The sequence below is a fragment of the Allosalinactinospora lopnorensis genome (assembly GCF_000981225.1).
GTDB classification, from domain to species: Bacteria; Actinomycetota; Actinomycetes; order Streptosporangiales; family Streptosporangiaceae; genus Allosalinactinospora; species Allosalinactinospora lopnorensis.
Window position 1 is genome coordinate 1 of record NZ_LAJC01000041.1, and the last position, 25518, is coordinate 25518.

Sequence of the window (25518 nt, forward strand, 5' to 3'; positions counted from 1 at the left end):
CAGGTGTCAACGGATTGACACCTGAATCGCCGTCCGCCCCGTGCGCGAGCGGCCAGCGCGGAGCTGGGGCCCCATGGCACCAATTGGTGTCGGTCCGCCCCGTGCGCGGTGGCCAATGGCCAGCGTCTTACCCGGAAAGCTTTGGCCACTCCGCCCCCGCTCGTCGAGCACCGGCTCGTCGAGGTGCTGCTCCGGCCCGTCGAGCACCGGCCCTACCCGCGGACGTCCTGCCCGCCAATGAGCGGCCATCCCCGGTCAGCGAACCGGCCGAACCCCGCGTGCCGCTGAGCGCGCTCGACCTGTAGCGCCTCCAGCACCGAAAACCCAGGCCGGTGCGCCTCCAGCCACGACCGCCGCGCCGTCCGCCACGCCGCATACGAGGTGTTCACGTCCTCCCAGGACGCCGGGGCACGCCCCAACCAACGCTCGACCTCCCACACGGCCAGCTCTTTCGGCACCGGGGAAGGTTCCGGGCCGCGCCGCCGACGCCTCACGCCGACCTCGGTTGGTAGGCGCCGCGCACCGCACGCACCGGCGGACGATCACCCTCGCCCTCCTCCTCACCCAAGGGCACGCGCAACGCGACCAGCAGCCGCGCCAACAACACCCGCTGATTGCGCAGCTCGACCAGCGCCGGGTGTGTGCGCACCTCCCCCAACCGCGAGCGGATCATGACCCCCTCACGCTCGACCACACCGGCCAGCTCCGCGCACACATCCGCCGTGAAGCACGCTTCCCGCAACAAGGACAACTCATGCTCGGCCAACTCGAACTCAGCCGTCACGCTCGACCACAGAGCCGCCCCGGCGGCCTTGAGACCTTCCGGCTCCTCCATATGCCACCTCACTTTGCCCAACGGTTTCGCCCCAGAGCGGGGGGCGCGATCAGGTGGGGTGCGGGATCAATCGGGCTTGAAATGACGTCAGAGAGTATCCCCCTAGCACCCTGGGTATCCGGCCGGGTGTCCGTGTCTGTGGACGTTGTTGGTGTCCCGGTGCGGACCGGAAGGAGGCACCGTGGTCCGCACCGGGATGGCGTCTGGCCAGGGGTCCGTGGACTGTGCCTGACGCCGGACTGTGCATGCCTATAACAGCCCATGTATATTTAACCACATGGTGAAGTCTTCGGTTGTTCACGAATCGGCAGCGGCAGCGGTGCGGCGATGCGATCTGGATGGTTGCGACTTGGCAGCAACCGACGTCAGGTCCAGCGCCAGCGCGGACGCTAAGCGGTTCTGCTCCAGCTCGCATCTGATGCGCCACGTTAACCAGCGGTTGGCGCGTCCGCGGTGTGTGGTGTGCGGCGTGCGGTTCGATAAGGAGCCGCGTGGCAGGACGCCGCTGTATTGCTCGCAGCGGTGCAAGTCTCTGCGGGAGCGCCAGATATCCCGGGCGACCAGGGCGCTGGCGAAGTCGGCCTTCGGCGACGATCCGACACAAGACCTCGAAGACGCTCAGGTGCTGTACAGCTACTGGTTTCCCAAGTCGGTGCAGTCGAGCGACTGGCTCGACGCCTACTGGTCGGGGGTGCGGCCGGTCCCGTTGCAGACGCCTGGTCCGGAGGTGCGGCGGGCACTGGTCGCGCGGTTGGGGGAGTTGGCGGACCGGGTGAGGGAGGCCGAGCGCAAGCGGCGTAAGGCCGTGCGGGAGGAGCAGGGCCGGGTGTTGTTCGTGCGGGAGCAGCAGGCCAAAGAGCAGCAGCGCGAAGCAGATCAGCAGTGGCGTAAGGAACTGCTCTCCGGGAAGGGCGGCAACGATGACAGCAACACGTGGTAGGCGCGACCCTCGACCGGGCCCGGACGAGGTCGCTGATGCGGTGCGGCGCATGCTGGCGTTGCGCCAGGCTGAGCAGATTTTCGCCGGCGGCCCCTCCGCGGTGCGGCAGTACCTACGCCGCGCGAGTGGCCGCACGGCCGAACCTCCGGCGCCCCGCCGCCGGGAGCCGCGGCCGACGCGCCCCGCACGGCCCGGCTACCTGCTGGAACCGGAGACCGGCGGGCAGGACTGGCGAATCTAGTGTGCGACTACATCGCGGACAACGGCGTTCACCAGGAACCGGACCGCAAGGTCGCCACCGGCGGATACAAGGTTGAGCTCATCGACGGGACGGACGTGGTGGCGGGCGTGGTGGCCACCAGGTCCGCGTGCTCCCTGGTTCACTCCATGCTGCTCCGCTTCGGTGAGATCCGGCCCGGTACCCGCACCACGCGCGAACTGGACGCGCTGCCCGAACTCGCCGACGGGCACCCGGTGCCGTAGCGGGTGCCGTCGGCGGGGCGTCACCAGAGAGTCCTCTGTGCAGCCGTGCTCTCTGTGGGCGCGTCTGGGATCTTGCGGAGCCCTCGGAACGGCCGGACTTCTATGTACCCGTCGGGGTAGCGGAGCCCCACGTTCCGGGGCGGGCCTTTCGGCGGGATCACCCATGTGAGCCATGGCGGTGTCTCTGGGAGATCCGTGGTGTGGCCGTTGAACGCAGTGACGACCGTGACGACCTGACCACGCAGGAGGTAACGGCGGCCGGTCATACGCTCGCCTCCACTCCCAGTTGCGCGGCCCGGCGGTCGAGGGCCGCTAGCCGCTCTGCACACCACTGCTCCCCGACCGGGCCGACCAGATCGAGAATGGACTTCACGGCGTTGCGGGCCGCGGCGATGTCGTCGGCGTCGTGTAGGTAGTCAACACTGTGATCGTCGGTCATCGGGGTGCCTCCTGTTCGGTGCCGCACTCGCCACCGTTGGCACAATGCGGACCTCCGGGCGCGGTCGTCCAGCACGGCAGGCACAGCCCCTCAAGAGTCGATTCGAGTTCGGCGTACTCGGCGAAACGGGCGCCGGAGATGTAGCGTCCCAGAAGTTGGGATCTTCGTCGTAGTCGGCGTCCGGCGGCAGGTAGCTCAGCCGCTCGTGGGGCCCGTCGTAATGCGGGTAGTCGGTGTAATCGGTCATCGGGCACCGTCCTTAGACTGGGGGTCTCCATTTCTGGCCAACTTTTCGAGTGCTTCCTCGCTGATGGACTCGGCCAGCGAGTAGACCCACCGCACCGACGACTGGCCGTAGAGCTCCTCGTCAACGACCAGCAGCCCCAGCAGATGCAGTTCCTGAAGCACACGGTCAACGGTCTTGCGTGGGAGCTGCACCCGCTTGACGACCGCGGCCGTGCGTGACCGCGGGTTGCTCGTGACGTCCATCAGCACGGCCAGCCGTACCGGCGGCATGCTGTCCCCGGCGCAGCGCGCGGCCACGGCGAAGGCGTCCTCGCGGCTCTTACCGAGCGCGATACCGCCCCGGGCGATCTGCGCAAGCTGCTTGGTGAACCGGGTGGGCATCTCCGGGGCATGGGCCTGGACGACGTCGCCGGAATAGTCACGCTCGACCGCGGTCCGGGCCAGGGTCACGATGTCGGCCAGGTCGAGAAGCGTCTCCATCTCCGAGTCGGTGAGGTCGATCTCGGCATCAGGGTCGATCGTGTCGAGTAGCTTCGCCACGTACTCGGCCAGCTCCTGGCGCATCTCGGCCTCATGGTTGACGTTGCGCAGCGCCTGCAATCCGGCGGTACGCCGGTTCTCCTTGGAGTCGAAGCGCACCAACACGAACCGGTCGCCCATGGTGGAGACCACGGTGTGCGCGGAGTCCCAGGCCGTGGTGACCGCCCCGACGATGACGAGCCGCCCCTTCCAAGTGAGGGTCATTCCGCCATCGGCGCCGATATCGCGGTTCCACTGGCCGTCATAGATCTCACGGAGGGCGGCCAGAACGGCAGCGCGGGCGTCCCGGTTCATGCTCAAGATGCTCGTGAAGTCCTTGATGACGAGGATGCCCGCCTCTCCGATCTTGCGCAGCAGCCCCCCGGTTGCGCCCGCGGAGCGCTCCTTCTCCGGGGTGCCGCTCAACAACGCGGCCTCTCCGGTGATGGTGGAGACGACCACCGCCCCGGCTCCGGACAGCGGCATCACAGTCTCGGTCTTGGCCGCACCGGAACCGGAGACGACCAGCAGCCAGCACGGGTCACCGCCGAGCCGTTCGGCCGCGGCCACGGCCAACACCGCGTCCAGGGCGCCGAGATCGTACTCGGCGCCGAACCATCGCCCGAAGACCTGGTGAACCTCGCCGAGAAGCTGGCCAGATTTGGAGACCCCCGGTCTAGAGGGCGGCTTCTCAGACGGCCGCGGCTTGTCCCGCTTTCGAGGGCGCCTCTTACGGGTACGGGCCGCTTCCAGCGACACCGGCTGGTCATCCTTCGCCGCACCGGTACCACGCAATTCGTGGCAGTTGCACGGCCTGTTGTGGGTGGTCAGGCAGAACGGGTCATGCTCGCTCACGCTGCGTTCACCTCGTCCCGCATCGCGGCCAGCGCTTTGGCGACAGCCGGCCCGTGGCGGCGAACCTCGATCCCGACGTCGACGTCGAGGTCGCCCAGAGCCGCCACGGCGGCCCGCACCGGGTCTTCCTCGGGCAGGGCACGGAAGGCCAGGGACCCGGCCCGGGGCATCGACTGGCCAGCGGCCCGCCACCCCGCGCGGACGTCCTGCCAGAGGTCGGCCTGGTCGGATATCCTCGGCGGTGTCGATGCCGTCGCCCTGGTGATCGATTCCTGGCCCGTCCCGTTGCCCGCGGGGCGGGCATCTTCATGCGGCATCCTGGCCCCCCTGGTTGTCAGGGGCAGGCAGTAGCGCGCGCAGGCGTGCAGCATCCTCGGGTGTCAGAGCAGGCGCGGAGTTGACAACCTCGCGGATGCGCTCAGCAAGACCGGCCACCTTGATTTCACGGTCAAGGTCGCTCGTGTCGGCGTCGGGATGGTGGCGCGTGGTAATGGCCTTGCGCGCGGCCAGTGAACGGCGTGTGGGATTCCGGGCGGCCAACGATCACTCCTGAGACCGGAGAGACGCACCGACGGTGCGTCTCTGGACGGTCGCGAGTGGTCGGCGGCCCGGCTTGCCTGCGGCGTGTGCCGCTCGGTGCTACTCGGGTGCGTCCCGGCGCGCGAAACTTACGAACCTTGATCGTACTCGATCGCGTCGTCGCGTCGCCACACGATCCGCTGTTCGGCCGGTACCCGGTGATTGCGCACCGGGGAGCGGGTGATGCGGACCTGTCCCAAGTACCTCGGTGAGAGCAGGATCGCGGCCACCTTGCGCTGAGCCGAGACCGGAGCCTCCTCCCAGCGCGCGGCCACGTCGGCCCCCGGCTCGATCAGGTTGACCAGCTCCGCGGGCACGGTCAGTTCCCGGTGTCGTGTCTCTAGGGCGCTGATTTTGGCTGTGAGTCCTTCGACTAGGCGCCCGATAGCGCGCGCTTCGTGGATCGATTCCGGCTCCGCATCACTGGCCTGGTCGCGTTCGGCGCGCAACCGCGCGAGTTCGGCACTCACCTGCTCCACCTCGCCGGAGTCCTGCGGAGCGGCCAGCTCAGCGAACACGTCCGGGCGGGACAGATACCCCAAGATCGCACCCGTGACCAGCTCGTCCACGTCGGCTTTGAGAAGGCGCACGCAGCCCTGGCGGACGCACCGGTACTGTTCCAGCCCGCGGGCATAGACGGTGCCGATCGGCCCACCGCAGACGTCACACTTGATCGTGCCCGTGAAGGCGTGCAGCGCCTTACCCGGCCGCTTCGCCGAGACCTGGTGCTTGGGGCCGGACAGGATGCGCTGAACCTCCCAGTAGGTCTCCCGGTCCACGATCTTTTCCCACGTGGCCTCGATCAGTTCGCCATGATGGATGCGCAATCCGGCATAGGCAGGCTTGAGAGCGAGGTCGCGCAACTGCTGAGCAGAGAGCGGCCGACCGGCCCGCTTGCCCACGATCCCGCGCGCTTTCCAGTCGGCCGCAATGCCCTTGAAGCTGTGGCCCTTGCGGAGCCGGGTGAACAACTCCCGGATGAGCGGCGACCACTCCGGATCGATCTCCCAGTTGTCCAGGCGACCGGACCGGGGATCATAGACCGGGCGCAACCCGTAGGGAGCCACACCGTGCGGCCGACCGGCCGCGGCGGCGGCACTGGCCGCGCGTCGTGTTCTCATCGAGGTCTTCCACGCTTCGTACTCACTGTCAATGCCATCCTCCAGCAGGCTGCGCCGGTCGCGCCCGTCGGCCGGGTCATACATCCTGCCACCCGCCAGGATCCGAACGCCGCGTTCCTCGCAGAGTTCCAGCAGGCGGCACCACTCCGAAGTCTTGCGGGAACCTCGCGAGGACTCCCAGAGGACAAGGAAGTGAGCGCCGAACCGGTCGTGTTCCAGGTCGGCAATCAGCCGATCGAACTCGTCTCGGCTGCCTTTGGAGTAGCGGGACGCTCCCACGGCGGTGGACTCCACGTAGGGCTCTCCCAGGGTGATCCCGAAGGACGCCGCGGCACGGCCGTTGTCGTCGTGCTGTTCGTCGGGGGAGCGCAGCCGTCCGGAGGTGTCGTGCGAGACGCGTAGGTACTCGCGGCCGATGAGCTGGTCTTTCGCGAGGTGGGGTTCATGTGTGAGGGTCATACCGAGGATGGTACGTCAAGGAAGGTGACTGGACCTGGGCAGCGGACTGCCCACCGAACACAACGTCCACCAGGTCGTCCAGGCGCTCCGCCCTGAGGCGCGCGTGGTCTACGTCGACATCGACCCCATCGTGCTCGCCCACGGGCACGCGCTTCTCGCCGACAACCCCAACACCACGGTCATCACCGCCGACATGACCCGGCCCGAGCAGGTCCTGTCCCACCCCGACACCCGGCGCCTCATCGACTTCACCCGGCCTCTGGCCGTGCTGCTGTTCTCCATCCCCCACTGCATCCCCGACGACGAGGCCGTTCGGCGCACCATCCACACCCCCATGGCCCGGGCGGTGCCCGGCAGTTTCCTGGCCATCTCCCATGTGGTGGCCGACGACACCGCAACTGCTGAGCGCGTCACCAGGACCATCACCGAGTTCGGCATGCCCTGGAAGACCCGCACACCCGGCCAGGTCGCCGCATGGCTGACGGACCTGGAAGCGATCGAGCCCGGGCTGGTGGACATCGACACCTGGCGCCCCGACCCCACTCAGCCGCCCCTGAGCGACGTCGCCCCCGCTCTCGCCTCGTATGTGGGCCGGTCCCGGGCGACCAAACGAGCCTACGAATACGGCGGCGTGCTGCGCAAACCCTAGAGCGCCGGGGAGCGGCTCCGCCCGGCCTGCCGGCTACCGCCCCAGGCCCTGCCTGTCGCGCTGAGCGTGGCGGACGGCCCAGTCCAGGGCGTAGTCGGCGACCTCTTCCCAGCCGTCCTCGCCCACCGTGTAGTGGGAGCGGCCGGGGAACTCGGTGTATTCGGTGACAGCCGCGGAGCCTCGGTAGTGACGCATGTTGGACTTGTTCACCGAGGGCGGCATGAGATGGTCGGCGCCGCCGGCGATGAACAGCAGCGGCGGGCGGCCGCCGTTGCCGAAGTCGACGTAGGTGTTCTGATGGCCCGGGGTGATGTTCGCGAGGACGCTCTCCCAGACGAAGCGCCCTGGCGCGGGCACATGGTACCGCTCGTAGACCCGGGCGGAGTCCTCCTCGTCGAGCGTGTTCGCGAAGGCGTAGTGGAACTGCTCCGGGGTGAACCCGACGGCCCGGCGCCGGTTGGCCGGGTTTCTGAGGACGGGGAAAACCACCCTCATCTGCGAAAACGGAAGCACCCGGACGCCCTCGGGCGGAGCGGAGTCGATCGCCACGCCGGCCGCGCCGAAACCGTGGTCCAGCAGGATCTGGGTGAACAGGCCACCGGCCGAATGTCCCATGATGATCGGCGGGCGCTCCATCTCGCCCACTACCCTCTCAAGGTGCTTCACGGTCTCGGGCACCCTCAGCCGCTCGATCGGTGAGGGGTTGTCTCGGAGCGCCTCGACCCCGACCTCCATTCCGGGGTAGGTCGGGGTGATCACCCGGTAGCCCTTGCCGGTGTAGCGCTCGACCCACCTCTCCCAGCTTCGCGGTGTCATCCACAGCCCGTGGATTAGGACGATCGTGTCGACGGAGGACGGGTTGGCGTCGTTATCGGCCATAGGGATCACCTTCCTGGTTGGTCCGGGAAAACGCGTCGCACAGCGCGGGGCCGGCAGCGGCGGCGCCACTGCCGGCGGCCGGCGCAGGGACCGTGGCCGCTCGGCGGGAAACGGGAAGACCTCTCGGATCAACGGGAATCCCCGTCCGTCGAGCGATCAGGGCGCCGCGAGTGGGCCGGGACTCGAGCCGGACGGACCGGCCGTGCCCCGCACTCGGCCGTGCGCCTGCCGGCGCACTCCCGGGTCGGCCCTGGTAAGCCACCCTCCCCATAAGACGGCCGCCGCGGACCGGCCGCCAGGGACGAACGTCACGGCCACCCCGGGCCAAAGGCTCGGCCGCTCCGCCTCGCGCCTGTGCCGGCGCAGGCGGACCCGGCACCGGGCCCAAAGGCCCGGTACGGCGGTCGCCGTGCTCAGGCGTGGACCAGTGGAGTCTCCACAAGGTGTTCGGCCAGGAACCAGGACTCGAGTTCGCCGGTCCGGATGACCTGGGAGACGAGCAGGTCGTTGGTGCCGTCGTCGCCCATTTCCGCTGCTCTGGCGGCGGCGTCGTGCGCGGCGACGAGGATGGTCTCGTGCGCCTCCAGCAGCCGCGACAGCATCGCCGGGACTTCCTCCACCCCGTCGGGCGGGCGGGGGATAGCGGTCAGTTCGGCCACGTGCCGCGGATCGCCGACCGCGACACCGCCGAGCGTCTGCACCCGTTCGGCGATGGCGTCCACCAGTGCCAACTGCTCGCCGGCGTGCTTGTCCAGCAGCAGGTGCAGCTGATAGAAGGTGGGGCCGCGCATCAGCCAGTGGTGCTTCTTGTACATGTGATACAGGATCTGGGTGTCGGACAGGACCTTGTTGAGGCGCTGGCAGGAGTACATCCGCGTGTCATAGGACAGGCCGATCGGCAGCTGCCGCACCGTCCCGAACTCCTGGATCTCCTCCCCCTTCTGGTGCAGCCACGGTTGGCTGCCGTGCGGGTGCCGGGCGTTGGCGGAGGACTCGACCGCCATGGCGTACCCCCTAAATACGGTTGCCTTGACCCTCGCGGGTGTCCTGAGACCACTTGCCAGTCTGGTTTCGGCTACACGCGCGGATGGCCAACACCGCGCCACGCCGGGGCAATATCTGGCATTACCTCGCCGGGCCACCGCCGGGAGGATCGTGACGGCACCCGTGTCGCAGCGGCCGGGATCCGCCCCGGAGAGCCGAGTAGCGCGCGATGTCTTTTTCGGACTATTCGGGAGCATCGGTGAAAGAGGTGGCGGAGAGCGGCCTGCGCACGCGCGATGAGTTCGCCGCCTACATGATCCCCATCATCGGGGAGCGCCGGGACAACCTGGGCGACGACCTGCTGTCGGTGCTGTGCCGCGCGGAGATCGACGGCACGCGGATGAGCGACGAGGACATCAAGGCCTTCTGCAGCCTGCTGCTCACTGCGGGCGGGGAGACCACCACCGCGTTCACGGCCGCGGCCGACCACCTGGCGTTCGCGCTCGGGCGGCACTTCTGTGTCGGCGCGCTGCTGGCCGAGACAGAGGTCAAGGTAGCGGTGAGCCAGCTACTGGACGCCATGCCGGACGTGCGGCTCGCCGAGGACCTCACCCCGGTGGAGCAGGGCGTGTTCACCCGGGGACCCGCCGAACTGCTGCTGCGCTTCACCCCGGAGGACCCGGCGCGGTCTGAAGGGTCGGCCTGGCCGTCCCGGCGAAGCCGTTGACCGGATCGCCGGCGGCCGGCGGCGCCCACCGCGGCGCCGAGGGAGTGACCTCCGACCCCCAAGGCACGGACCTTCGTACCGGCCGGTTCCGGTGCCGTATGGAGAGGATTGGCAATTAAACCTGGTCAGGGACCGAGAGGCCAGCCGATCGCAAACCGGAGGTGTGCGATGGAGCGATCGATCCTGGTAGGGGTGGACGGGTCCGAAGCGGGATTCCGGGCCGTGCTCTGGGCCGCCCACGAGGCGGACCGCCGCGGTCACCGCCTTGTCCTGCTGAGTTCGATGGAGGTACCCGCGGACGTGGCCGCTTTCGCCTGGCCCGAGCAGGAGGTCAGGAAGGACGCCCTCGCCGCCGTGAAAGAGGCGGAGCGGCGCGCGCGTGCGGTGGCGCCCGGGCTCGACGTGGCCTCCACCGTGGTCGCCGACGCACCCGCCCCCGCACTCACCGGGCCCGGTGCGGACACCAGCATGGTGGTGGTGGGGCTGCGGGGACGGGGCGGATTCCCCGGAATGAGGATCGGCTCCGTCGCCTACCACGTGGCGGCGCACTCCCCGGTCCCGGTCGTGATCGTGGGGCCCGACCCCGCTGCCGAGGCGAGCCCGGAGGTCGTGGTCGGGGTGTGCGGTTCACCGAACGCGGACCACCCGCTCGCGGCCGCCTTCGAGGCCGCGACGCTGGGCGGCTCCCCGGTGCGGACCGTCTGGGCGTGGACGCCGCCGCCGCGGCGGTCACCGGAATTGGACGTCTACGCCGAGGCGATCCGCAAGGGTGCCGAGTCCGGTGCGACCGAGGCGTTGCGGCCGTGGCTGGCGAAGTACCCCGATGTGAAGGTCGCCTTCGAGATCGTCGAGTCCCAGCCCGTTCTCGCACTGACCCGGGCGGCGAGCCGGGCACACCTGATCGTGGTCGGCGCGCGCAGCCGGGAGGTACTGCCCCGGCTGGCGCTGGGCGGGGTCGCGCACGGCCTGCTGCACCATGCCCCGTGTCCGGTGATGATCGTCCACTGACCGGGGCGGGCGGCCCGGTGGTTCGCGATCCCTGTCGCCCGGTCAGCGGGAACGCGGCGGCGCGCTCTTGCCGTGTCCCTGTGGAAGGGCTCGTCGCCGCTGCGATAACGGCCCGATCCGGTGGGCGGTTCCCGCGTACCGGTTCCCCTCGATCGCGCAGAGGCCGCGAGCGGCCCGGGAAGGCTCAGATCGAGGCGTTGGAGACGACCTGCCGCATCTCCTCGGGCCCGTACGCCTGAGTCGCCTCTATTCGCAGATTTCCCATCGACTCGATAAGAAGGCTGAAGGCCGCGAATTTGTCCGGGTCGCCTCCCTTAATCACACTGACGATGTCGTAGGGTCCGCCGGGCGTCCAGTAGACCGCGGTCATTTCGAGCCCGAACTGCCCCGCGAGCTTCTGGGCGTCCTCGTATCGCTCCAGGGTCTCCCGAAAGCTCCTGACCCCCTGGTCCGTCCATTTCAACAGCCCGATGTAAGTCGTCATATTCGCCCCTTGCCGAGCGCTCGCCCTTTACAGGGCCTTTCACCACCACCACATGCCACCAGGCTAGTTCCGGTCCGAGATTGCAACTAGTCGACCGGTACGCATTTGACCAGATTTTTCTCCCCAACAATTCGACTCATTTCTTGGACTGTTTTCGCTGAGCGACGGGTAAAGCGGCCGGCGCGGACCGGGGCCGCGAAGCGGCGCCGGAGTGTGCCCGCCACGGCGCCGAACAGGCCCATCAGGGGTAGGCATCCGGGACCTTGTTCCCTGATCCGCTGACCAGCGGCTTCATAGCGTCGTGCGTATGGCCGACAAAAGAGCGAGCACAACCGTCAACACAGAGCAAGCGATGGTCGACGCGCTTCGCGAGTCGATGCGCGGCGAGGTGATCGGCCGCGACCACCCCGCCTACGACGAGGCGCGGCGCGTCTGGAACGGACTGATCGACCGGCGTCCCATCGTGATCGCGCGCTGCGCCGATACGGCCGACGTGGTACAGGCGGTGCGCGTGGCCCGCGAACACCGCCCGCTGGTGAGTGTCCGCGGCGGGGGCCACCAGGTGGCCGGGAGCGGCGTGTGCGACGACGGGCTGGTGATCGACCTGTCCGCCATGACCGGGGTGCGGGTGGATCCCACGACGCGCACCGCGCGGGTAGCGGCCGGAACGACCTGGGCGGACGTCGACCGGGCGACGCAGCGCTTCGGTCTGGCCACGACCGGCGGCGAGGTCTCGGTCACCGGTGTCGCCGGCCTCACGCTGGGCGGCGGCCTCGGCGCCATGATGCGTACCTACGGCTTGAGCTGCGACAACCTCCGTTCGGTTGAGATCGTCACGGCTGACGGCGCGGTCCGCACCGCGAGCCGCGACGAGCATCCCGACCTGTTCTGGGCGGCCCGCGGCGGCGGCAGGGGGCTGGGGGTGGTCACCTCGTTCGAGTTCGACCTGCACCCGCTGGGCCCGGAGGTGGCCGGATCCCTGGTGATGTATCCCTACGAGGACGCCGAGCGGCTGTTCCGGGCGTGGCGCGACTACGCGCTGGAGGCTCCCGACACGGTGATGCCGGAGATCGGGATATGGAGCTTCCCGCCGCTTCCGGAGATCCCCGAGGAGCTGCACGGGAGGCGGATGGTCCTCACGAACGGCGTGTACATCGGTGACCCCGCTGACGCCGACCCGGTGCTCGCGCCGCTCCGGCGGCTGGGCACACCCTTGGTCGACATGTCCGCCACGGTGCCCTATGTCGATTCGCAGAGCGCGCTCGACCCTCTGTTCCCGGACGGCGGGCGCTACTACTGGAAGTCGCACTTCCTCGACGAACTGACGGACGAGGCGATCTCGGTCCTGGTTGCCCAGGAGGCGCGGTGCCCGAGCCCGGAATCGCTCATCGTCGTCCGCACCCTTGGCGGTGCCATCGCCCGCATCGGCGACGACGAGACCGCTTACGCGCACCGGTCGGCACGGTTCAACCTCAGTATCGACGCCTCGTGGCCCGATCCGGAACTCGACGGCGCCGCCATCGAATGGGCCCGGTCGACCTGGGACGCGCTGGCGCCCTTCGCCACCGGGGGCGTCTACCTCAACTTCGCCGGGCTCGGAGAGGACATCGACGCCTTCGGCCGCGCCGTGCTCGGCCCGCACGAGGAGCGCCTCGGTGAAATCCGCCGCATCTACGACCCTGACGGTCTCTTCGGATCGGCCGCCGGCCGGCCGTGAGCCGGGTGCCGGCCCCAGCGGACCCCCGCATTGGCGCGGGGCCCCGCGCCAATGCGGGGCAAGGATTCCGCCGTGCCGAGCACGCCCGCGTGCGCGCCGGGGAAACGGCGACCTCAGCGGGGCCGCCGTTCGTCATCCGGCCGCCGCACGCCGGGTCATGTCGCGGCGGGCGGTCGGGTAGTCGACTCCGCGCGCCGCCAGCAGGTCGGAGGCCGGTCCCGGCTGCTGGAGCAGCCCCAGCATCAGGTGCTCGGTACCGATATGGCGGTCACCGAGGTCGATCGCCTCCCGCAGGCTCTGCTCAAGCACCTGTTTCGCCTGCGAGGTGAACGGCCGGTGATCGAGCACGCCGAACAGCCGGCGCCGCTTCGGCCGACCCCCGCCGGCCAGTGCGTACTCGCCATGGGTCTGCTCGACGCGTTCCACGATGTTCTCGACGTCGATTCCCAACCGCTCAAGGGCGGCGGCGTCCTCGTCGCTGAGACCGGCCCGGCGCCGCGTCCTGCGCAGGTCCTCGGCGACCGTGTCGGCTGTCACGCCGTGTTCGGCGAGCACAGCGGCCGCCACGTCCGTTGGGTCCGCCAGCAGAGCAGGCAGCAGGTGAACGGGGCTGATCTCGCCCGCCCCTTCCCGTTCCGCCTCACGCTGGGCTCCGACGACCACCGCACGCGCCGTGCGCGTGAACCTCTCGAACATCATCGCCTCCCGTGCTTCTTGTGCACCGCCTGCCTGCTCACACCCAGCTCCTCCGCGATCTCCTGCCAAGCCCACCTCTGCGACCGGGCGTTGCGCACCTGCACCGCTTCCAGCTGCTCAAGTAGCCGGCGCAGAGCGGCGACCGCGCGCAACCCGACCCTAGGATCGTGATCACTGGCACTCGCGGCGAGCTCCGTCGCCTTCGTCATGACCGTCCTCACACACATAGCCGGCACCTTCAATCGTCAACTTACATTGACACGGCAAGAGTGTCAATAAAAGTTGACGCCCGTTTGGGAGGCCGGTCTTGTTACCGTGCCGCGGTCACGCTCTCGCCGTACGCGTGATCGCCTTATGGCTGCGCGTCGCGGAGAAGGCGCGCGGCGTGCTGGGCACCGCGCAACAGCGCGCGCACCACCTGCTCACGCCGGATTTCCAGTGTTCGGGCGGGCAGTGCGGCGGACACGGCGGCCAGCACCCGGCCGTCCGGCACCGTTACCGGCACCGATACGCACGCCTCTCCCTCCGCGCTCTCCTCGACCGCCGTGGCGACCCCGCTGCGCCGTACCCGCTGAAGCTGGAACTCCAGCCGGTCGGGGTGGGTGATGGTGCGGTCCGTCAGCCGGCGCATACCCGCCGTCTTCAGGTAGCGGTCCCGGGCGGGCCGCTCCAGCCCGGCCAACAGCACCTTGCCGTGCGCGGTCGCGTGCGCGGTCGGGTCCGGCCCGAGGGGGAACATCGGCCCCGGGCCGGGGGCATGGGAGGCACCCTCGACGACGACGTTTCCATCGCGCAGGCGCGAGTAGTAGGCCGAAGCGCCGGCCGCCCACTGAACCTGGTCCAACACGGCCTCGATGCCCTCGGCGGACCGGTCCCCCACACGGGCCTGGTGGAGGGTGGAGATCCGACCGCCGAGGAGGTAGCCGCCGGCCGTGCGCTCCAGGTAGCCGCCGGCCATCAGGGTGTTGACGAGGTTGTAGACGGTGGACAGAGAGCACTCAAACCGCCGGGCGAGCGCCTTGGCGCTCACCGGCTCGCCGGAGGCCGCCACGGCGTCGAGCACCGCCATGGCGCGCTCCACGCTCTGCACGTTCTGTCCTTCCGACATCCTTGCGTTCCTTCCGTGCGATGGGCCCGGGCGCGTCATGTTCCCCGCCGCCACCGCCCACTGCTTCAGGCGTCGACCGGGGCTTGCCGGCGCAGCAGGGCGACGAAGGCGCCCATCCAGGCCGGGTGGTCGTTCCAGGCCCGGGCGGAGACCATGTTCCCGTCGACCACCGCGGACTCGTTGACGAAGACGCCGCCCCCATTCTCGACGTCCGGAGCGCACGCCGGCCAGGCGGCCGTGCGGCGGCCCTTGAGCACGCCGAGGGGGGCAAGCGCCAGAGCTGCGTGGCACACGTGGGCCACCGGCTTGCCGACGTCGAAGAAGTGATCGACGACACGCTGGAAGTCCACGTTCAACCGCAGGTACTCGGGTGCGCGGCCGCCTGGGATCACGAGCGCGGCGTAGTCGGCCGGGTCCACCTCCGCCAGCGCCACGTCAGCGGGCCAGGAGTGGCCCGGCTTCTCGGTGAAGGTGTCGAAGTCCTCAACAAAGTCGTGCACCACGAACTGCAGTTTCTTGCGGGACGGGGCCGCGATGTGGACCTCGTAGCCCTCCTCCAGCAACCGCTGGTACGGGTAGAACACCTCAAGGTCCTCAGCGGCGTCGCCGGTGACGATCAGTACCTGGGGCATGGCGGGTTTCCTCACGCTTTCTTTCTCCGGTGAGCTGTGGTGCCGCCGCCGTTCCGTGCGGCACGCGATCCACTGTGCCCCGCCGCCTCTGGCCCACCGAAGCCACGCGGGGGCCATTCCAGCGATGCTGGAAAGCCGCCCCGGGGACCCGCACGGAAGCGCCCCCCGGCCCTGCGAAGTCGGGGGGCGCCTTGGCCGGGTCTACAGGTCGTCTGTGCGGACGTCCGCCAGGAACGCCGACCACTCGGCGGGGGGAAACGACAGATGCCCGGCGGTGCGGTTCTGCGTGTCTCGAACTCTGACCACCTCGGGAGTCTCCGCGACTTCGACGGCCTGGAACTGGTGGAACCCGGCGTGGTCCCGTGCCCCCTGTGGCGCCCATCCTCCACCGAGGTCGGCACCCCTCGCGGGATGGACCAGTACGGCGGGGTGGCGCGCAAGCCCTGACACCAAGCCCCACCCCGCGACCGGCCACCGGCCACCGGCCGCCGAAGCTCCCGGGGACAGCCGTGGCAGCGCGGGCGCAGCAGGTGGGCCGCCGGCTCCGGAAGCCGCGCCGGATCCCCTATATATGGATGATTCCCGACCGCTGACTGAGGTAGATACCCCCCATGACCGACAGCTCTTCATCCCCCGCCTCTTCCGGTTCCGACCGCCCGCCCCAACTGGACACCACCGTGGCGCACTCATCCCGGATCTGGAACTACTGGATGGGCGGCAAGGACTACTTCCCCGTCGACAGCGAGGTCGGCGACCAGGTGTGCGAGCTCTTTCCGGAGATCGTCGACCTGGCCCGCACCAGCCGGGCCTTCCTCGTCCGCGCTGTCACGTACCTGGCCGGCGAAGCGGGTGTCCGCCAGTTCCTCGACATCGGCACCGGCATGCCCACCGCCTACAACACCCACGAGGTCGCCCAGGCGGCGACGCCGGAGTCCCGCATCGTCTACGTCGACAACGACCCCCTCGTGCTGGCGCACGCACGCGCACTGCTGGTGGGCACCCCCGAAGGCGCCACCGACTACATCGACGCCGACCTGCGCGAACCCGACACGATCCTGCGGCAGGCCGCCCGGACGCTGGACTTCGACCAGCCCATCGCGCTCATGCTCATGGGAATCCTGGGCCACATCCCTGACGGGGAAGTACTGCCGATCGTGCGCCGGCTCGTGGACGCCCTGCCCTCCGGCAGTTACCTGTCGATCTACGACGGCACCAACACCAGCGATGCGTACAACGAGGCCGTAGCGTACTGGAACGAGAACGGCGCGCTCCCGTACCACCTGCGCAGCCCCGAGGAGATCGCCGCGCGCTTCGACGGCCTGGAACTGGTGGAACCCGGCGTGGTCCCGTGCCCCCTGTGGCGCCCATCCTCCACCGAGGTCGGCACCCCTCGCGGGATGGACCAGTACGGCGGGGTGGCGCGCAAGCCCTGACACCAAGCCCCACCCCGCGACCGGCCACCGGTAGGTGCAGCAGAACCCCGGAAGGGCATCCCCGCGGTCGGCGCTCAGGCGATCTCGTCGTGCAGCACGGCCAGCAGCGCCGGGGTCTCGGAGGGAGGCGGTGCCTGGATGGACAACCGCCCCATGACCTCCATGTAGCGGTGGGTCTCTTCGCACACGTCGAAGTAGAGGGCGCTGTCCAGCTGTTCGAGGTAGACGACGTCGGGAAGCTGCGGCGAGGCGAAGCGCAGGATACTGAAAGGGCCTCCCGCAGCGGCATGCCCCCCGCAGGCGAACGGTATGACCTGCAGTGTGACGTTGGGCAGCGCCGCCATCTCGATCAGGTGCGCGATCTGGGCGCGCATCACCTTCGGTGGACCGTAGGGCCGGCGTAGCGCGGCCTCGTCCACGACGGCCCAGAACCGGAGCGGCTCCGGTCCGGTCAGACGCCGCTGGCGCCGCATCCGCATGCTGACCCGCCGGTCGATCTCGGCAGTGGGGGCGATGGCGGCGTGCGAGAGCTGGATGACGGCGCGGGCGTAGTCCTCGGTCTGCAGAAGTCCGGGAACGAACTGGAGTTCGTAGGTGCGAATGATGGAAGCGCTCTCCTCCAGCCCGATATAGACATCGAACCAGCTGGGCAGGAGGTCCTCGTACTTCTGCCACCACCCCGGGACGTTGGCGCAGTCGACCAGCGCGAGCAGTGTGGCCCGCTCCTGCGGATCCTCCACTCCGTAGAGGCTGAGCAGATCACTCACCTCGCCCACCCTGAAGTGGAGATACCCCTCCTCCATGCGGCTGATCTTCGCGGGGGAAGCCTTGATCGCGTACCCGGCCTCCTCGCGCAAGAGGCCCTTGGCCGTTCGGAAGCGGCGGAGCTGAGTGCCGAGCAGGATCCGCAGCACGGTCGATCCGCCGTGCGAATCCCCATGGACCCGACCAGCGGTCGCGCCGTCTTCCGCCGGGATCATGCCCCTCCCCAGGCTGTGGCCTTACTCACGAACGATTGACCAGAATAGCGAGGATTCCGCAATGGTGCATGGCTTGTGATCTTTTGGCCGCCGTTTCGTGGACGTCCGCGGAGCACGGATCATCACTTTGCGCATCGCCCTGCCAACAACCTGTTGGCCGAATCGCCGCGAACAGCCCTAACTCACCGGGATTGCGGCGCCGCCGCACGGCACGGCGCCATACCGCGACACCACTGTTTTCCGAGCAAAAAACCATCCGGAACCTTCTCGCCGGACCCGCCTCCGCGCCGGATCCCGAGAAGCGATCGGCCTGCCCGCGGTGGGAGCCGCCGCACAACCAGGATTGCGCAGGGTCCGGGACCCTTGCCTTCCCCTCGACCGGTGCTTGGCGCACTCCGCCGGGCGCCCGTCTTCCGAGGGGCGCCGGCCACATGGCGGGACTCCACGTCCACCCCTCCGGCCCCTCTCTTTTCAGGGGCGAAAACCCGAATGCACGTGCATCAGTATGTACTTCTGTAAATCGCAGAGCAGGCCGGAAAAGACACGGGCGGTTCCGGGATGTTCACTCCCAAGGAATAGGCGGCGCGTACTCGGCTTGTTCGGGACCTGCCGGACGGGCGCAAAAGAACCGAGAGCCCATCACGCCCCGCGACCGAACGACTGGGAAATCCGCGAATGGCGGACGCCGGCACCGGCTCCGAGGTGCGTTCGCCGCTATGGGGCCGACCGGTGCCGTCCGTCCCACTCCTCGCGGTGCCAAGCGACGACCCCGCCACGGTTGACCGTGGCGGGGGCCGTGCGGGTCCGGTTTCCGCTCTTCGGCCACGGGACCGGTCGCCCGCCGTACTCCTCAACGCCCCGGAGTGCCGGGGCGGGGCGGCGGCCCCGTGCGTGCCGCCCGTTCGCGCGTTCAGCCCTTGATCTGGCCGGCCGTACCGGGGCCCTCGGCGACGCTGATCTTGCGCGGCTTGGCCTGCTCGGCCACGGGAATCCGCAAGGTGAGGACGCCGTCAGCGTAATCCGCGGAGATGTTGTCGGCGTCCAGAGACTCCCCCAGGAACAGCTGGCGCGAGAAACTGCCGGACGGGCGCTCCGCCATGACCACGTCGCGTCCCTTGGTGGTGTCCTCGCGCTCGGCTCTGACAGTGAGGACGTTGCGCTCGACCTCAAGGTCGATCGAGTCGGCGCGCACCCCCGGCAGGTCGAAGTGGATCACGAAGGTGTCGCCGTCCCTGTAGGCGTCCATCGGCATCGTCATCGGCCGCGTGGTCTCGCCGAGCAGTCGCTGGGTCAGCCGATCGAAGTCCCGGAACGGGTCTGTACGCATCAGCACCATGGCCACCTCCCGTTTAGTCGCTCACGAAACCTGATGTGCTCTCACTCAGGTTTTCTACCACGACTACAGGAGCATAAACATCTATGGGAGGGTAAATAAAACTGCAACATGAGAGGGAGGAAACGTGTCCGGCGCAGAGGATCCCTACGAGGTGCTCGGGGTCGGTACGGACGCGACCCCTGAGCAGATCGCACGGGCCTTTCGCCGGCTGGCCCGGCGCTACCACCCGGATACCGGCGAGGGCGACCGGTCCGGCTTCGCCCGGATCCGCGCGGCCTACGAAACGCTCACCGACCCGCGCCGGAGGACGGGCCAGGACACCCACCAGCCGACGGCGCAGCCCCGGCGCGGCGCCCGCATCCCCGTCCGCGTCCGTTCCCCGTCCCCGCGCCGGGGCGCCGACACCACCGCCCGGCTGGCACTGGACCTGGCCGAGGCGGTCTACGGCACCAACGCTACCGTTGACCTCGGCGATCGGCGGATGACCGTCCGGATCCCCGCGGGAGCGACGCACGGGCAACGGCTGCGTCTGCGCGAACAGGGAGAGCCCGGGCGCCACGGCGGTCCGCCCGGTGACCTGCTGGTGACCGTCCTGGTGGCCGAGCACCCCGTCTACCGCCGTTCCGGACAGGAGCTGCACACGACCCTTACCGTGAGCTACCCCGAAGCCGTCCTCGGCGCCGAAGTCCCGATCACCACCCTAGGCGGCACGGAGCTGCCGGTTACCGTCCCGCCCGGCACCGCGCCAGGCGATCGGCTGCGTCTGGCCGGCCACGGCGTGCCCGCCCGCGGCCAATACGCCGCCGGCGACCTCCTGGTCGAGATCGCCCTGGACATCCCCGCCGGTCTCGCCCCGAGCCAGCGCACCGCCCTCGCGCGTTTGGCCGGCACGCTGCCCCCGCCCAGGAAGGACCCGCGCCGATGAACACCGCGCGCCCCGGCCCCGACCATGCGCTCTACACCATCTCGGTGGCCGCCGAGCTCGCCGGAGTCTCCCCTCGCACACTGCGGCTCTACGAGGACCACGGGCTCCTCTCCCCCAACCGGACACAAGGGGGCATCCGCCGCTACAGCGACAACGACATCGCGCGGGTGCGCCGCATCGCCGAACTCTCCGACCAGGGGATCAACCTGGCCGGTGTCAAACACATCCTCGACCTGCAGGACGAGAACACCCGACTGCGCGAAACGGACAGCGCGAGCAGCGGATAGCACCACCGCCTCGCCGTAGAGAGCCCGAGAAGCCCCCGGCGGCGCACCGCGCCCGCCGTGGTCCGCGCGGCCACGTACAGCAGGCGGGAGCAGGAGCACCGCGTCCGGTTCGACGACTCCGGCGAGCAGGAGAGGGCCGGGCGAGGTCCGGAACGGCAGGGCGACACCGGCCCGACCGGAGCGGTCAGAGCAGCATGGGCTGCTCACTGGTGTGCGGGCGCGCGGTGTCGGACTTCTCCCGCTTCCGCCGCGCTCTGCTGTTGCGGTGGCCGTCGGAGTCGGTACCGGGCCCCAGCAGCCCGTACCGCCGCGCCGCCTCCTTCACCATCGCGTTCACCGCGTCCTGGTAGCTCTTCGGAACGTAGGCGCCGCGCTGGTACAGGTCGCGGTAGCGCGGGACGAGTTTCGGGTACTCCCTGGCCAGCCAGGCCAGGTACCACTCCCGTGCCCCCGGCCGCAGGTGCAGCACGATCGGGGTCACGCTGCTCGCCCCGGAGTCGGCGATCGCGGCCACCGTCTCCTCGATCCGCTCGGGGGTATCGGTCAACCCGGGCAGGATCGGCGCCATCAGCACCGAACACTCGATCCCCCGGTGGGCGAACCCGCGGATCACGTCCAGCCGGCTCTGCGGGCGGGGTGTTCCCGGCTCGGCCGAACGCCACAGTGCCTCGTCGAGGAAGCCCACCGATACCGCGAGGCTGACGTCGGTCACCTGCGCCGCCTGCTCGATGAGGCTGATGTCCCGCAGGATCAGCCGTCCTTTGGTGAGGATCGAGAACGGGTTCGCGAAGTCACGCAGCGCGGTGATGATCTCGGGCATCAGCCGGTAGCGGCCCTCCGCCCGCTGGTAGGGGTCGGTGTTGGTGCCCATCGCGATCGGCTCGCCGCCCCAGCGCGGATGGGCCAGCTCCTTGCGCAGCAGCTCGCCCGCGTTGACCTTCACCATGATCTTGGTGTCGAAGTCTCGGCCGGAGTCCAGATCGAGATACTCGTGGCTACGCCGCGCGAAGCAGTACACGCACGCGTGGCTGCACCCCCGGTACGGGTTGACGGTCCACTGGAACGGCAGGCCGGAGGAGGCCGGCATCTGGTTGATGATCGAGCGGGCGCGGATCTCGACCGCGACCGCGTCGCCGTCGTCCCCGGCACGGATCGCCCCCGCGGGAGGGGCGGCCAGCCCGGCGCCTCCCGTACCCAGCTCACGCGGCGCGGAGACCTCGGCGCGCTCGAACAGCGCGCCGCCGTCGTCGCCGCCGTCTCGCAGTCCTTCCCATCTCACACGATTAATTCGAACACACGTTCGCGCGAATGTCCACCATAGATGCGGGCTCCCGGGGACAGCGGCCGGACCACGCCGGTACGCCGGTCAATGCTCGGCAATAATCCGGCTCGGGATGCGTAGCGCACCGCGTTCCGTGGGCAGCGGGGCACGGAGAACATGTACCCGCCCACAGCGTGGACCGCTTGCCCGCCGGTGTCCCGGGCCTGCGGGGCGCGGTCGGCCGCCGGGTTCCGGCCCGTCTCCCGCCGCGTCCGCACCTCGGCCCACAGCGGCTCGGCGCCGAAAAAGGAGTACCGGATGACACGGGCGAATACCCACTCGGAGCACACGCGACCGGCCGCGATGCTCAGATGCGCGGCCGGCGGCGTGGTCGGCGCCATGGCGATGACCGGAATGCGGGAGCTGGCGCGCGGCCTGGACCTGATCGCGGAGACTCCCCCCGAGTCGGTTCTCCGGGAGGAGGTCCCCTCCCTGCTGGAACGCATTCCGAAGGAGCGGCGCGTGGCCACCGTCCAGCTCGCGCACTGGGGGTACGGGGCCACCGCGGGGGCGATCTACGGCCTGGTACCGGAGCGCCTGCGCGTGCCGGGCGTCTCGGGACCGGTCTACGGTGTGCTGTCTTGGGCGGTCTTCGAGTTCGCCATCGCGCCCGTGCTCGGGCTCGCGCACGCCCACGAGTCCCGCCCCCGGGAACGTGCCGCGCTTTTCGTCGACCACGTGCTGTACGGACTGGTCGTCGGCGCGGCCTCGCGGCGCCACACTCCCTAGTCACCGCCCGCCGGCCCGCGCGGCGGCCACGGCCGCCTGCCCGAAACTGATCCCGGCGTCGTTGGCCGGTACATTGCGGTGCGTCAGGACCCGCAGGCCCGCCTGTTCGAGTTCGTCACGCAGCCGGCACAGCAGCAGGACGTTCTGGAACACACCGCCGGAAAGGGCGACGGTGCAGATACCGCTCTCCAACGACAGCTTGAAGCAGGCACGCGCGATCGCGCTGACGAATCCGTTGTGGAAGCGCGCGGCGACGGTGCCGGGCGCGGCACCGTCGCGCAGGTCGTCCACGACATCGCGCACCAGGTCCGTGCCGTGGATGCGCAGCGGGTCGGTGCCGGTGATGGCGGCGGTGTAGGCCGAGGTCTCGCCGAGGTCGGCGCTCTGCTCGAGTTCGATGGCCGCCTGCCCCTCGTAGCTGCTCCGGTCGCGGATGCCGGCGAGGGCGGAGACCGCGTCGAACAGCCGGCCGGCACTCGATGTCAGAGGCGCGTTCACTCCGGTCCTCGCCACGGCGAGCACGCTCTCCCAACGCGCCGCGTTGCGGTGGACCATCGGCAGGTCGTCCGGCGGGTCCCCCTCGTAAGCGGCGTCGAGGTAGCTCGCCGCCATCCGCCACGGCTCCCGGATGGCGGCCGCCCCTCCGGGGAGCGGCACGGGTTCGAGATGACCGCGCCGCTCGAACCCGGTCAGGTCGGCGACGAGCAGCTCGCCGCCCCACAGGGTGCCGTCGCTGCCGTAGCCGAGCCCGTCGAGCGCCACCCCGATGACCGATCCCGTCTCTGCGTTGTCCGCGAGGCATGCGGCGATATGGGCGTGGTGGTGCTGCACCCCGACGACCTCGACACCGGTGCGGTCGACGGCGTACTTGGTCGAGAGGTACTCGGGGTGCAGGTCGTGCGCGACGACGGCCGGTTCGATCCCGAACAGCCGCTGGAACCGCTCGATCCCCGTTGTGTACGCGTGAAGCGTTTCGTAGTTCTCCAGATCGCCGATGTGCTGGGAGAGGAACGCGCGATCCCCCGCGGCCAGGCAGAAGGTGGTCTTCAACTCCGAGCCGCAGCCGAGCACGGGCCGCTCGGTGGGGGCCGGCAGCGTCAGCGGGACCGGCACGTAGCCGCGCGACCTGCGCACCGGGTACTCCCGGCCCCGGACCACGCGCACGACGGAGTCGTCGGCGTGCGTGTGGATGGGCCGGTCGTGTGTCAGCAGGTAGTCGGCGATCCCGCTGAGTCGGCTGAGCGCGCCGGCCTCCGTGTGGCAGATGGGCTCGTCGGAAATGTTTCCGCTGGTCAGCGTCATAGGCCGCGGAAACGCGCGGGCGAGCAGATGGTGCAGCGGTGTGTAGGGGAGCATGAGGCCCAGATGGCGGTCCCCCGGAGCCACATCGTTGGCGAGGCCGGAACCGGAACGGCGGCGCAGCAGCACGATCGGCCGCTGGGGCCCGCTCAGCACTCGGGCCTCCTCCTCCCCGACGTCGCAGAGCTCGTCCGCCGCCTCCAGCGAGGACACCATGACGGCGAACGGCTTGCCCTCGCGGTCCTTGCGCGCGCGCAGCTCCCGCACCGCCGCCTCGGACTCCGCGTCGACCGCGAGATGGTAGCCGCCCAGCCCTTTGACCGCGACGATGTGCCCGGTACGCAGCAGGCGCGCCGCCTCTTCGACCGGGTCCTCACCGGCGGCCTCCGCGCCGTCCGAATCCATCAGCCGCGCCCGCGGCCCGCACTCCGGGCAGCAGACGGGCTGCGCGTGGAAGCGCCGGTCGTCCGGGTCGTGGTACTCCGCTGAGCAGTCCGGGCACATGGCGAACCCCGCCATGGTGGTCGCCCGGCGGTCATAGGGGACGCCGGTGATGATCGTCAGCCGCGGCCCGCAGTTGGTGCAGTTCGTGAACGGGTACCGGAAGCGGCGGTCGGCCGGGTCGAAGAGTTCGCGCAGGCAGTCGTCGCAGGTCGCAGTGTCGGGCGGAACCAGTATCCGGCGCCGGCCGGCGGAATCGGTGCTCGCGATGCGGAACCCGTTGTCCGAGCGGCAGGCGATGGTCTCGGCCTTGACACGCTCGACGACCGCGAGTGGCGGCGCCTGCGACACGAGGTCCGCCCGGAACCCGGCGACGCGCTCCGGCGCCCCTTGGACCTCGACGTAGACACCCTGGGTGTCATTGCCGACCTGGCCGGTGAGCCGGTACCGCGTGGCGAGCGCGTAGACAAAGGGGCGAAAGCCCACTCCCTGAACGATCCCCTCCACGCGCAGTCTGCAGCGCAGGGTGGTGTCCTCCTCCTGCATATCCCGATATCCCCCTCCAACAGGCCCCGTGGCGCGCACGGAAATCGGCGCCGACACCGCGCAAACACCAAGACAAGTAATCCCTTGATCAAGTTCCGCGAACTCCGCAACCGAGTCCGGATCAGGCCGAACCACGCTACTGAAAGCGCACTACAGCACAGCTGTTACACGCGGATCCCGGACATATTCTTTTACGTCCGTTTACCTGATTAAAGGCCGGGTCACCCGCCTCGGACGCGAAATTCCACCGCCAATATCAATCCACTGGCGCGTCGCCGTGGCGCCGCGGGCATCGGCCGGCTTATCGTCGTCGCGTTTCCGTTTCCACAGCGGGTTCGTTCGCCCTTCCCGAAAGGCGGGTGCGCGCTCGCGCGGCGGGGACGGGTCGACGGCTGCGCACCCCATGCGCAGGATCACGGTCCCCTCTTTCTCGGAAACTGGACGAAAGGGGACGACGCGAGATCCCGGCCACCGCGTAGATCGCGGTCCGAACAGGGGGAATACCAATGAACCGCTTGGCCGAGATCCAGGCGGGCGTCGGCGACTCGCTCGCCGCCCGCGAGGAAGCGGGAGAGCGGATCTCCGAGGACGCCGAAAAAATCGCCGATACCTGTCGCGATATGGCCGTCAGATTTCACCGCGGTGGCAAGATCATTGTCTTCGGCAATGGCGGTGCGGGCGCGACGCCAACCACGTCGCGGTCGAATTCGTCCATCCGGTCGTCGTCGGGAAACGCGCCCTCCCTGCGCTCTCCCTGAACAATGATGTCGCCACGATCACCGATATCGCGCGCAGTGAGGGATTCTCCGCCGTCTTCGCCCACCAGCTGCGCCATCTCGCCGCCTCCCGCGACATCGCTCT

The 25518-nt window shown here is 69.5% G+C and carries 30 protein-coding genes and 2 pseudogenes; 12 read left to right on the top strand and 20 right to left on the bottom strand.

The genetic code is table 11. The features are described from left to right. Nucleotides 1-212 precede the first annotated feature (212 nt). Nucleotides 213-458: a hypothetical protein gene (locus tag VS93_RS15640; RefSeq protein ID WP_046470665.1), complete on the bottom strand. Its 246-nt coding sequence runs from the start codon at nt 456-458 to the stop codon at nt 213-215. A 32-nt stretch (nt 459-490) separates the two neighbouring features. Then, nucleotides 491-835 (bottom strand): hypothetical protein, encoded by a 345-nt coding sequence (locus VS93_RS15645; RefSeq protein ID WP_046470666.1) that lies wholly within the window; start codon nt 833-835, stop codon nt 491-493. A 469-nt stretch (nt 836-1304) separates the two neighbouring features. Here VS93_RS15645 and VS93_RS15650 point away from each other — a divergent pair, with 469 nt between their 5' ends. Genes VS93_RS15650 through VS93_RS15660 form a run of 3 tightly spaced genes read left to right on the top strand, consistent with a single transcriptional unit; the run spans nt 1305 to nt 2258 of the window. After that, complete coding sequence (locus tag VS93_RS15650) at nt 1305-1775, top strand: hypothetical protein (RefSeq protein WP_156184860.1); 471 nt, start codon at nt 1305-1307, stop codon at nt 1773-1775. Further along, nucleotides 1756-2016, top strand: coding sequence for a hypothetical protein (locus VS93_RS15655; protein WP_156184861.1), 261 nt, complete (start codon nt 1756-1758; stop codon nt 2014-2016). Before VS93_RS15650 ends, VS93_RS15655 begins: the two co-directional genes overlap by 20 nt. Continuing rightward, complete coding sequence (locus VS93_RS15660; protein ID WP_046470669.1) at nt 2016-2258, top strand: hypothetical protein; 243 nt, start codon at nt 2016-2018, stop codon at nt 2256-2258. Before VS93_RS15655 ends, VS93_RS15660 begins: the two co-directional genes overlap by 1 nt. Nucleotides 2259-2520: 262 nt before the next feature. Here VS93_RS15660 and VS93_RS29230 read toward each other — a convergent pair whose 3' ends face one another. From VS93_RS29230 to VS93_RS15675, 5 genes are all read right to left on the bottom strand, one after another. Further along, complete coding sequence (locus VS93_RS29230) at nt 2521-2697, bottom strand: hypothetical protein (RefSeq protein ID WP_156184862.1); 177 nt, start codon at nt 2695-2697, stop codon at nt 2521-2523. A 243-nt stretch (nt 2698-2940) separates the two neighbouring features. Continuing rightward, a complete protein-coding gene (locus VS93_RS15665; protein WP_052745788.1) occupies nt 2941-4317 on the bottom strand; it encodes a hypothetical protein in 1377 nt (458 codons plus the stop codon). Continuing rightward, nucleotides 4314-4634, bottom strand: coding sequence for a hypothetical protein (locus tag VS93_RS15670; protein WP_156184863.1), 321 nt, complete (start codon nt 4632-4634; stop codon nt 4314-4316). The genes VS93_RS15665 and VS93_RS15670 overlap by 4 nt, the downstream gene beginning before the upstream one ends. Then, nucleotides 4624-4857 carry a hypothetical protein gene (locus VS93_RS29235; protein WP_156184864.1) on the bottom strand — a complete coding sequence of 78 codons (234 nt, stop codon included), beginning with the start codon at nt 4855-4857 and terminating at the stop codon, nt 4624-4626. The genes VS93_RS15670 and VS93_RS29235 overlap by 11 nt, the downstream gene beginning before the upstream one ends. 128 nt (nt 4858-4985) lie before the next feature. Beyond that, nucleotides 4986-6476 carry a recombinase family protein gene (locus VS93_RS15675; RefSeq protein ID WP_046470671.1) on the bottom strand — a complete coding sequence of 497 codons (1491 nt, stop codon included), beginning with the start codon at nt 6474-6476 and terminating at the stop codon, nt 4986-4988. A gap of 34 nt (nt 6477-6510) precedes the next feature. Between VS93_RS15675 and VS93_RS15680 the strand changes: the two genes are divergently transcribed. Then, nucleotides 6511-7125, top strand: coding sequence for an SAM-dependent methyltransferase (locus VS93_RS15680; RefSeq protein ID WP_269082864.1), 615 nt, complete (start codon nt 6511-6513; stop codon nt 7123-7125). Between the two features lie 33 nt (nt 7126-7158). On the opposite strand, the gene VS93_RS15685 is transcribed toward VS93_RS15680, so the two are convergent. Next, nucleotides 7159-8004 carry an alpha/beta hydrolase gene (locus tag VS93_RS15685; protein ID WP_046470672.1) on the bottom strand — a complete coding sequence of 282 codons (846 nt, stop codon included), beginning with the start codon at nt 8002-8004 and terminating at the stop codon, nt 7159-7161. 413 nt (nt 8005-8417) lie between these two features. Next, on the bottom strand, nt 8418-9008 hold the full coding sequence (locus VS93_RS15690; RefSeq protein WP_046470673.1) for a Dps family protein: 591 nt from the start codon (nt 9006-9008) through the stop codon (nt 8418-8420). A 245-nt stretch (nt 9009-9253) separates the two neighbouring features. On the opposite strand from VS93_RS15690, the pseudogene VS93_RS15695 reads away from it, so the two are divergent. Further along, nucleotides 9254-9715: pseudogene (locus VS93_RS15695) on the top strand (cytochrome P450); the annotation flags it as partial. A 168-nt stretch (nt 9716-9883) separates the two neighbouring features. Then, nucleotides 9884-10723 carry a universal stress protein gene (locus VS93_RS15700; RefSeq protein ID WP_046470675.1) on the top strand — a complete coding sequence of 280 codons (840 nt, stop codon included), beginning with the start codon at nt 9884-9886 and terminating at the stop codon, nt 10721-10723. Between the two features lie 184 nt (nt 10724-10907). Here VS93_RS15700 and VS93_RS15705 read toward each other — a convergent pair whose 3' ends face one another. Beyond that, nucleotides 10908-11207, bottom strand: a complete 300-nt coding sequence (locus VS93_RS15705) for a GYD domain-containing protein (RefSeq protein WP_046470676.1) — start codon at nt 11205-11207, stop codon at nt 10908-10910. 352 nt (nt 11208-11559) lie between these two features. Here VS93_RS15705 and VS93_RS15710 point away from each other — a divergent pair, with 352 nt between their 5' ends. Beyond that, nucleotides 11560-12924: an FAD-binding oxidoreductase gene (locus tag VS93_RS15710; protein ID WP_082126920.1), complete on the top strand. Its 1365-nt coding sequence runs from the start codon at nt 11560-11562 to the stop codon at nt 12922-12924. A 132-nt stretch (nt 12925-13056) separates the two neighbouring features. Here the strand turns inward: VS93_RS15710 and VS93_RS33715 are convergent, their stop codons facing one another. From VS93_RS33715 to VS93_RS33455, 5 genes are all read right to left on the bottom strand, one after another. After that, nucleotides 13057-13623, bottom strand: coding sequence for a Clp protease N-terminal domain-containing protein (locus VS93_RS33715; protein ID WP_201776658.1), 567 nt, complete (start codon nt 13621-13623; stop codon nt 13057-13059). Then, nucleotides 13620-13829 (bottom strand): HTH domain-containing protein, encoded by a 210-nt coding sequence (locus tag VS93_RS15720; protein WP_046470704.1) that lies wholly within the window; start codon nt 13827-13829, stop codon nt 13620-13622. Before VS93_RS15720 ends, VS93_RS33715 begins: the two co-directional genes overlap by 4 nt. 143 nt (nt 13830-13972) lie before the next feature. After that, on the bottom strand, nt 13973-14728 hold the full coding sequence (locus VS93_RS15725; RefSeq protein WP_046470679.1) for an IclR family transcriptional regulator: 756 nt from the start codon (nt 14726-14728) through the stop codon (nt 13973-13975). A 65-nt stretch (nt 14729-14793) separates the two neighbouring features. Continuing rightward, nucleotides 14794-15360 (bottom strand): DJ-1/PfpI family protein, encoded by a 567-nt coding sequence (locus tag VS93_RS15730; RefSeq protein WP_046470680.1) that lies wholly within the window; start codon nt 15358-15360, stop codon nt 14794-14796. A gap of 201 nt (nt 15361-15561) precedes the next feature. Continuing rightward, the gene (locus tag VS93_RS33455; protein WP_394298826.1) at nt 15562-15666 is read right to left on the bottom strand and encodes a DUF397 domain-containing protein; all 105 of its coding nucleotides are present in this window, start codon (nt 15664-15666) and stop codon (nt 15562-15564) included. Nucleotides 15667-15684: 18 nt separating this feature from the next. Between VS93_RS33455 and VS93_RS31775 the strand changes: the two are divergent. Together VS93_RS31775 and VS93_RS15740 are read left to right on the top strand one after the other, a co-directional pair. Continuing rightward, nucleotides 15685-15807 (top strand): annotated as a pseudogene (locus tag VS93_RS31775) (SAM-dependent methyltransferase); the annotation flags it as partial. 164 nt (nt 15808-15971) lie between these two features. After that, the gene (locus VS93_RS15740) at nt 15972-16793 is read left to right on the top strand and encodes an SAM-dependent methyltransferase (RefSeq protein ID WP_046470682.1); all 822 of its coding nucleotides are present in this window, start codon (nt 15972-15974) and stop codon (nt 16791-16793) included. A 74-nt stretch (nt 16794-16867) separates the two neighbouring features. On the opposite strand, the gene VS93_RS15745 is transcribed toward VS93_RS15740, so the two are convergent. Both VS93_RS15745 and VS93_RS15750 read right to left on the bottom strand, forming a co-directional pair. Beyond that, nucleotides 16868-17773 carry a helix-turn-helix domain-containing protein gene (locus VS93_RS15745; protein ID WP_046470683.1) on the bottom strand — a complete coding sequence of 302 codons (906 nt, stop codon included), beginning with the start codon at nt 17771-17773 and terminating at the stop codon, nt 16868-16870. Between the two features lie 910 nt (nt 17774-18683). Next, nucleotides 18684-19109, bottom strand: a complete 426-nt coding sequence (locus tag VS93_RS15750; protein ID WP_046470684.1) for an Hsp20/alpha crystallin family protein — start codon at nt 19107-19109, stop codon at nt 18684-18686. A gap of 124 nt (nt 19110-19233) precedes the next feature. Between VS93_RS15750 and VS93_RS15755 the strand changes: the two genes are divergently transcribed. Then, entirely contained in the window at nt 19234-20034 is an 801-nt protein-coding gene (locus tag VS93_RS15755; RefSeq protein ID WP_052745790.1) for a J domain-containing protein, read from the top strand. Next, nucleotides 20031-20321: a MerR family transcriptional regulator gene (locus VS93_RS15760; protein ID WP_046470685.1), complete on the top strand. Its 291-nt coding sequence runs from the start codon at nt 20031-20033 to the stop codon at nt 20319-20321. The genes VS93_RS15755 and VS93_RS15760 overlap by 4 nt, the downstream gene beginning before the upstream one ends. Before the next feature lie 184 nt (nt 20322-20505). Here the strand turns inward: VS93_RS15760 and VS93_RS15765 are convergent, their stop codons facing one another. After that, a complete protein-coding gene (locus VS93_RS15765) occupies nt 20506-21600 on the bottom strand; it encodes an Rv2578c family radical SAM protein (protein ID WP_046470686.1) in 1095 nt (364 codons plus the stop codon). A gap of 300 nt (nt 21601-21900) precedes the next feature. Between VS93_RS15765 and VS93_RS15770 the strand changes: the two genes are divergently transcribed. Beyond that, nucleotides 21901-22371, top strand: a complete 471-nt coding sequence (locus VS93_RS15770; RefSeq protein ID WP_338022751.1) for a hypothetical protein — start codon at nt 21901-21903, stop codon at nt 22369-22371. Here the strand turns inward: VS93_RS15770 and hypF are convergent, their stop codons facing one another. Further along, nucleotides 22372-24657, bottom strand: a complete 2286-nt coding sequence (gene hypF, locus VS93_RS15775; RefSeq protein ID WP_046470687.1) for a carbamoyltransferase HypF — start codon at nt 24655-24657, stop codon at nt 22372-22374. A 634-nt stretch (nt 24658-25291) separates the two neighbouring features. Continuing rightward, the gene (locus VS93_RS31780; RefSeq protein ID WP_236700571.1) at nt 25292-25492 is read right to left on the bottom strand and encodes a hypothetical protein; all 201 of its coding nucleotides are present in this window, start codon (nt 25490-25492) and stop codon (nt 25292-25294) included. Nucleotides 25493-25518 lie beyond the last annotated feature (26 nt).

What these genes read in the sequence shown, in the direction of transcription:
- VS93_RS15645 (WP_046470666.1), bottom strand. Translation starts at nt 835, where the DNA reads ATGGAGGAGCCGGAAGGTCTCAAGGCCGCCGGGGCGGCTCTGTGGTCG.
- VS93_RS15655 (WP_156184861.1), top strand. Translation starts at nt 1,756, where the DNA reads ATGACAGCAACACGTGGTAGGCGCGACCCTCGACCGGGCCCGGACGAG.
- VS93_RS29230 (WP_156184862.1), bottom strand. Translation starts at nt 2,697, where the DNA reads ATGACCGACGATCACAGTGTTGACTACCTACACGACGCCGACGACATC.
- VS93_RS15670 (WP_156184863.1), bottom strand. Translation starts at nt 4,634, where the DNA reads ATGCCGCATGAAGATGCCCGCCCCGCGGGCAACGGGACGGGCCAGGAA.
- VS93_RS15675 (WP_046470671.1), bottom strand. Translation starts at nt 6,476, where the DNA reads ATGACCCTCACACATGAACCCCACCTCGCGAAAGACCAGCTCATCGGC.
- VS93_RS15685 (WP_046470672.1), bottom strand. Translation starts at nt 8,004, where the DNA reads ATGGCCGATAACGACGCCAACCCGTCCTCCGTCGACACGATCGTCCTA.
- VS93_RS15690 (WP_046470673.1), bottom strand. Translation starts at nt 9,008, where the DNA reads ATGGCGGTCGAGTCCTCCGCCAACGCCCGGCACCCGCACGGCAGCCAA.
- VS93_RS15700 (WP_046470675.1), top strand. Translation starts at nt 9,884, where the DNA reads ATGGAGCGATCGATCCTGGTAGGGGTGGACGGGTCCGAAGCGGGATTC.
- VS93_RS15705 (WP_046470676.1), bottom strand. Translation starts at nt 11,207, where the DNA reads ATGACGACTTACATCGGGCTGTTGAAATGGACGGACCAGGGGGTCAGG.
- VS93_RS15710 (WP_082126920.1), top strand. Translation starts at nt 11,560, where the DNA reads ATGGTCGACGCGCTTCGCGAGTCGATGCGCGGCGAGGTGATCGGCCGC.
- VS93_RS33715 (WP_201776658.1), bottom strand. Translation starts at nt 13,623, where the DNA reads ATGATGTTCGAGAGGTTCACGCGCACGGCGCGTGCGGTGGTCGTCGGA.
- VS93_RS15720 (WP_046470704.1), bottom strand. Translation starts at nt 13,829, where the DNA reads ATGACGAAGGCGACGGAGCTCGCCGCGAGTGCCAGTGATCACGATCCT.
- VS93_RS15725 (WP_046470679.1), bottom strand. Translation starts at nt 14,728, where the DNA reads ATGTCGGAAGGACAGAACGTGCAGAGCGTGGAGCGCGCCATGGCGGTG.
- VS93_RS15730 (WP_046470680.1), bottom strand. Translation starts at nt 15,360, where the DNA reads ATGCCCCAGGTACTGATCGTCACCGGCGACGCCGCTGAGGACCTTGAG.
- VS93_RS15740 (WP_046470682.1), top strand. Translation starts at nt 15,972, where the DNA reads ATGACCGACAGCTCTTCATCCCCCGCCTCTTCCGGTTCCGACCGCCCG.
- VS93_RS15745 (WP_046470683.1), bottom strand. Translation starts at nt 17,773, where the DNA reads ATGATCCCGGCGGAAGACGGCGCGACCGCTGGTCGGGTCCATGGGGAT.
- VS93_RS15750 (WP_046470684.1), bottom strand. Translation starts at nt 19,109, where the DNA reads ATGGTGCTGATGCGTACAGACCCGTTCCGGGACTTCGATCGGCTGACC.
- VS93_RS15760 (WP_046470685.1), top strand. Translation starts at nt 20,031, where the DNA reads ATGAACACCGCGCGCCCCGGCCCCGACCATGCGCTCTACACCATCTCG.
- VS93_RS15770 (WP_338022751.1), top strand. Translation starts at nt 21,901, where the DNA reads ATGACACGGGCGAATACCCACTCGGAGCACACGCGACCGGCCGCGATG.
- hypF (WP_046470687.1), bottom strand. Translation starts at nt 24,657, where the DNA reads ATGCAGGAGGAGGACACCACCCTGCGCTGCAGACTGCGCGTGGAGGGG.
- VS93_RS31780 (WP_236700571.1), bottom strand. Translation starts at nt 25,492, where the DNA reads ATGGCGCAGCTGGTGGGCGAAGACGGCGGAGAATCCCTCACTGCGCGC.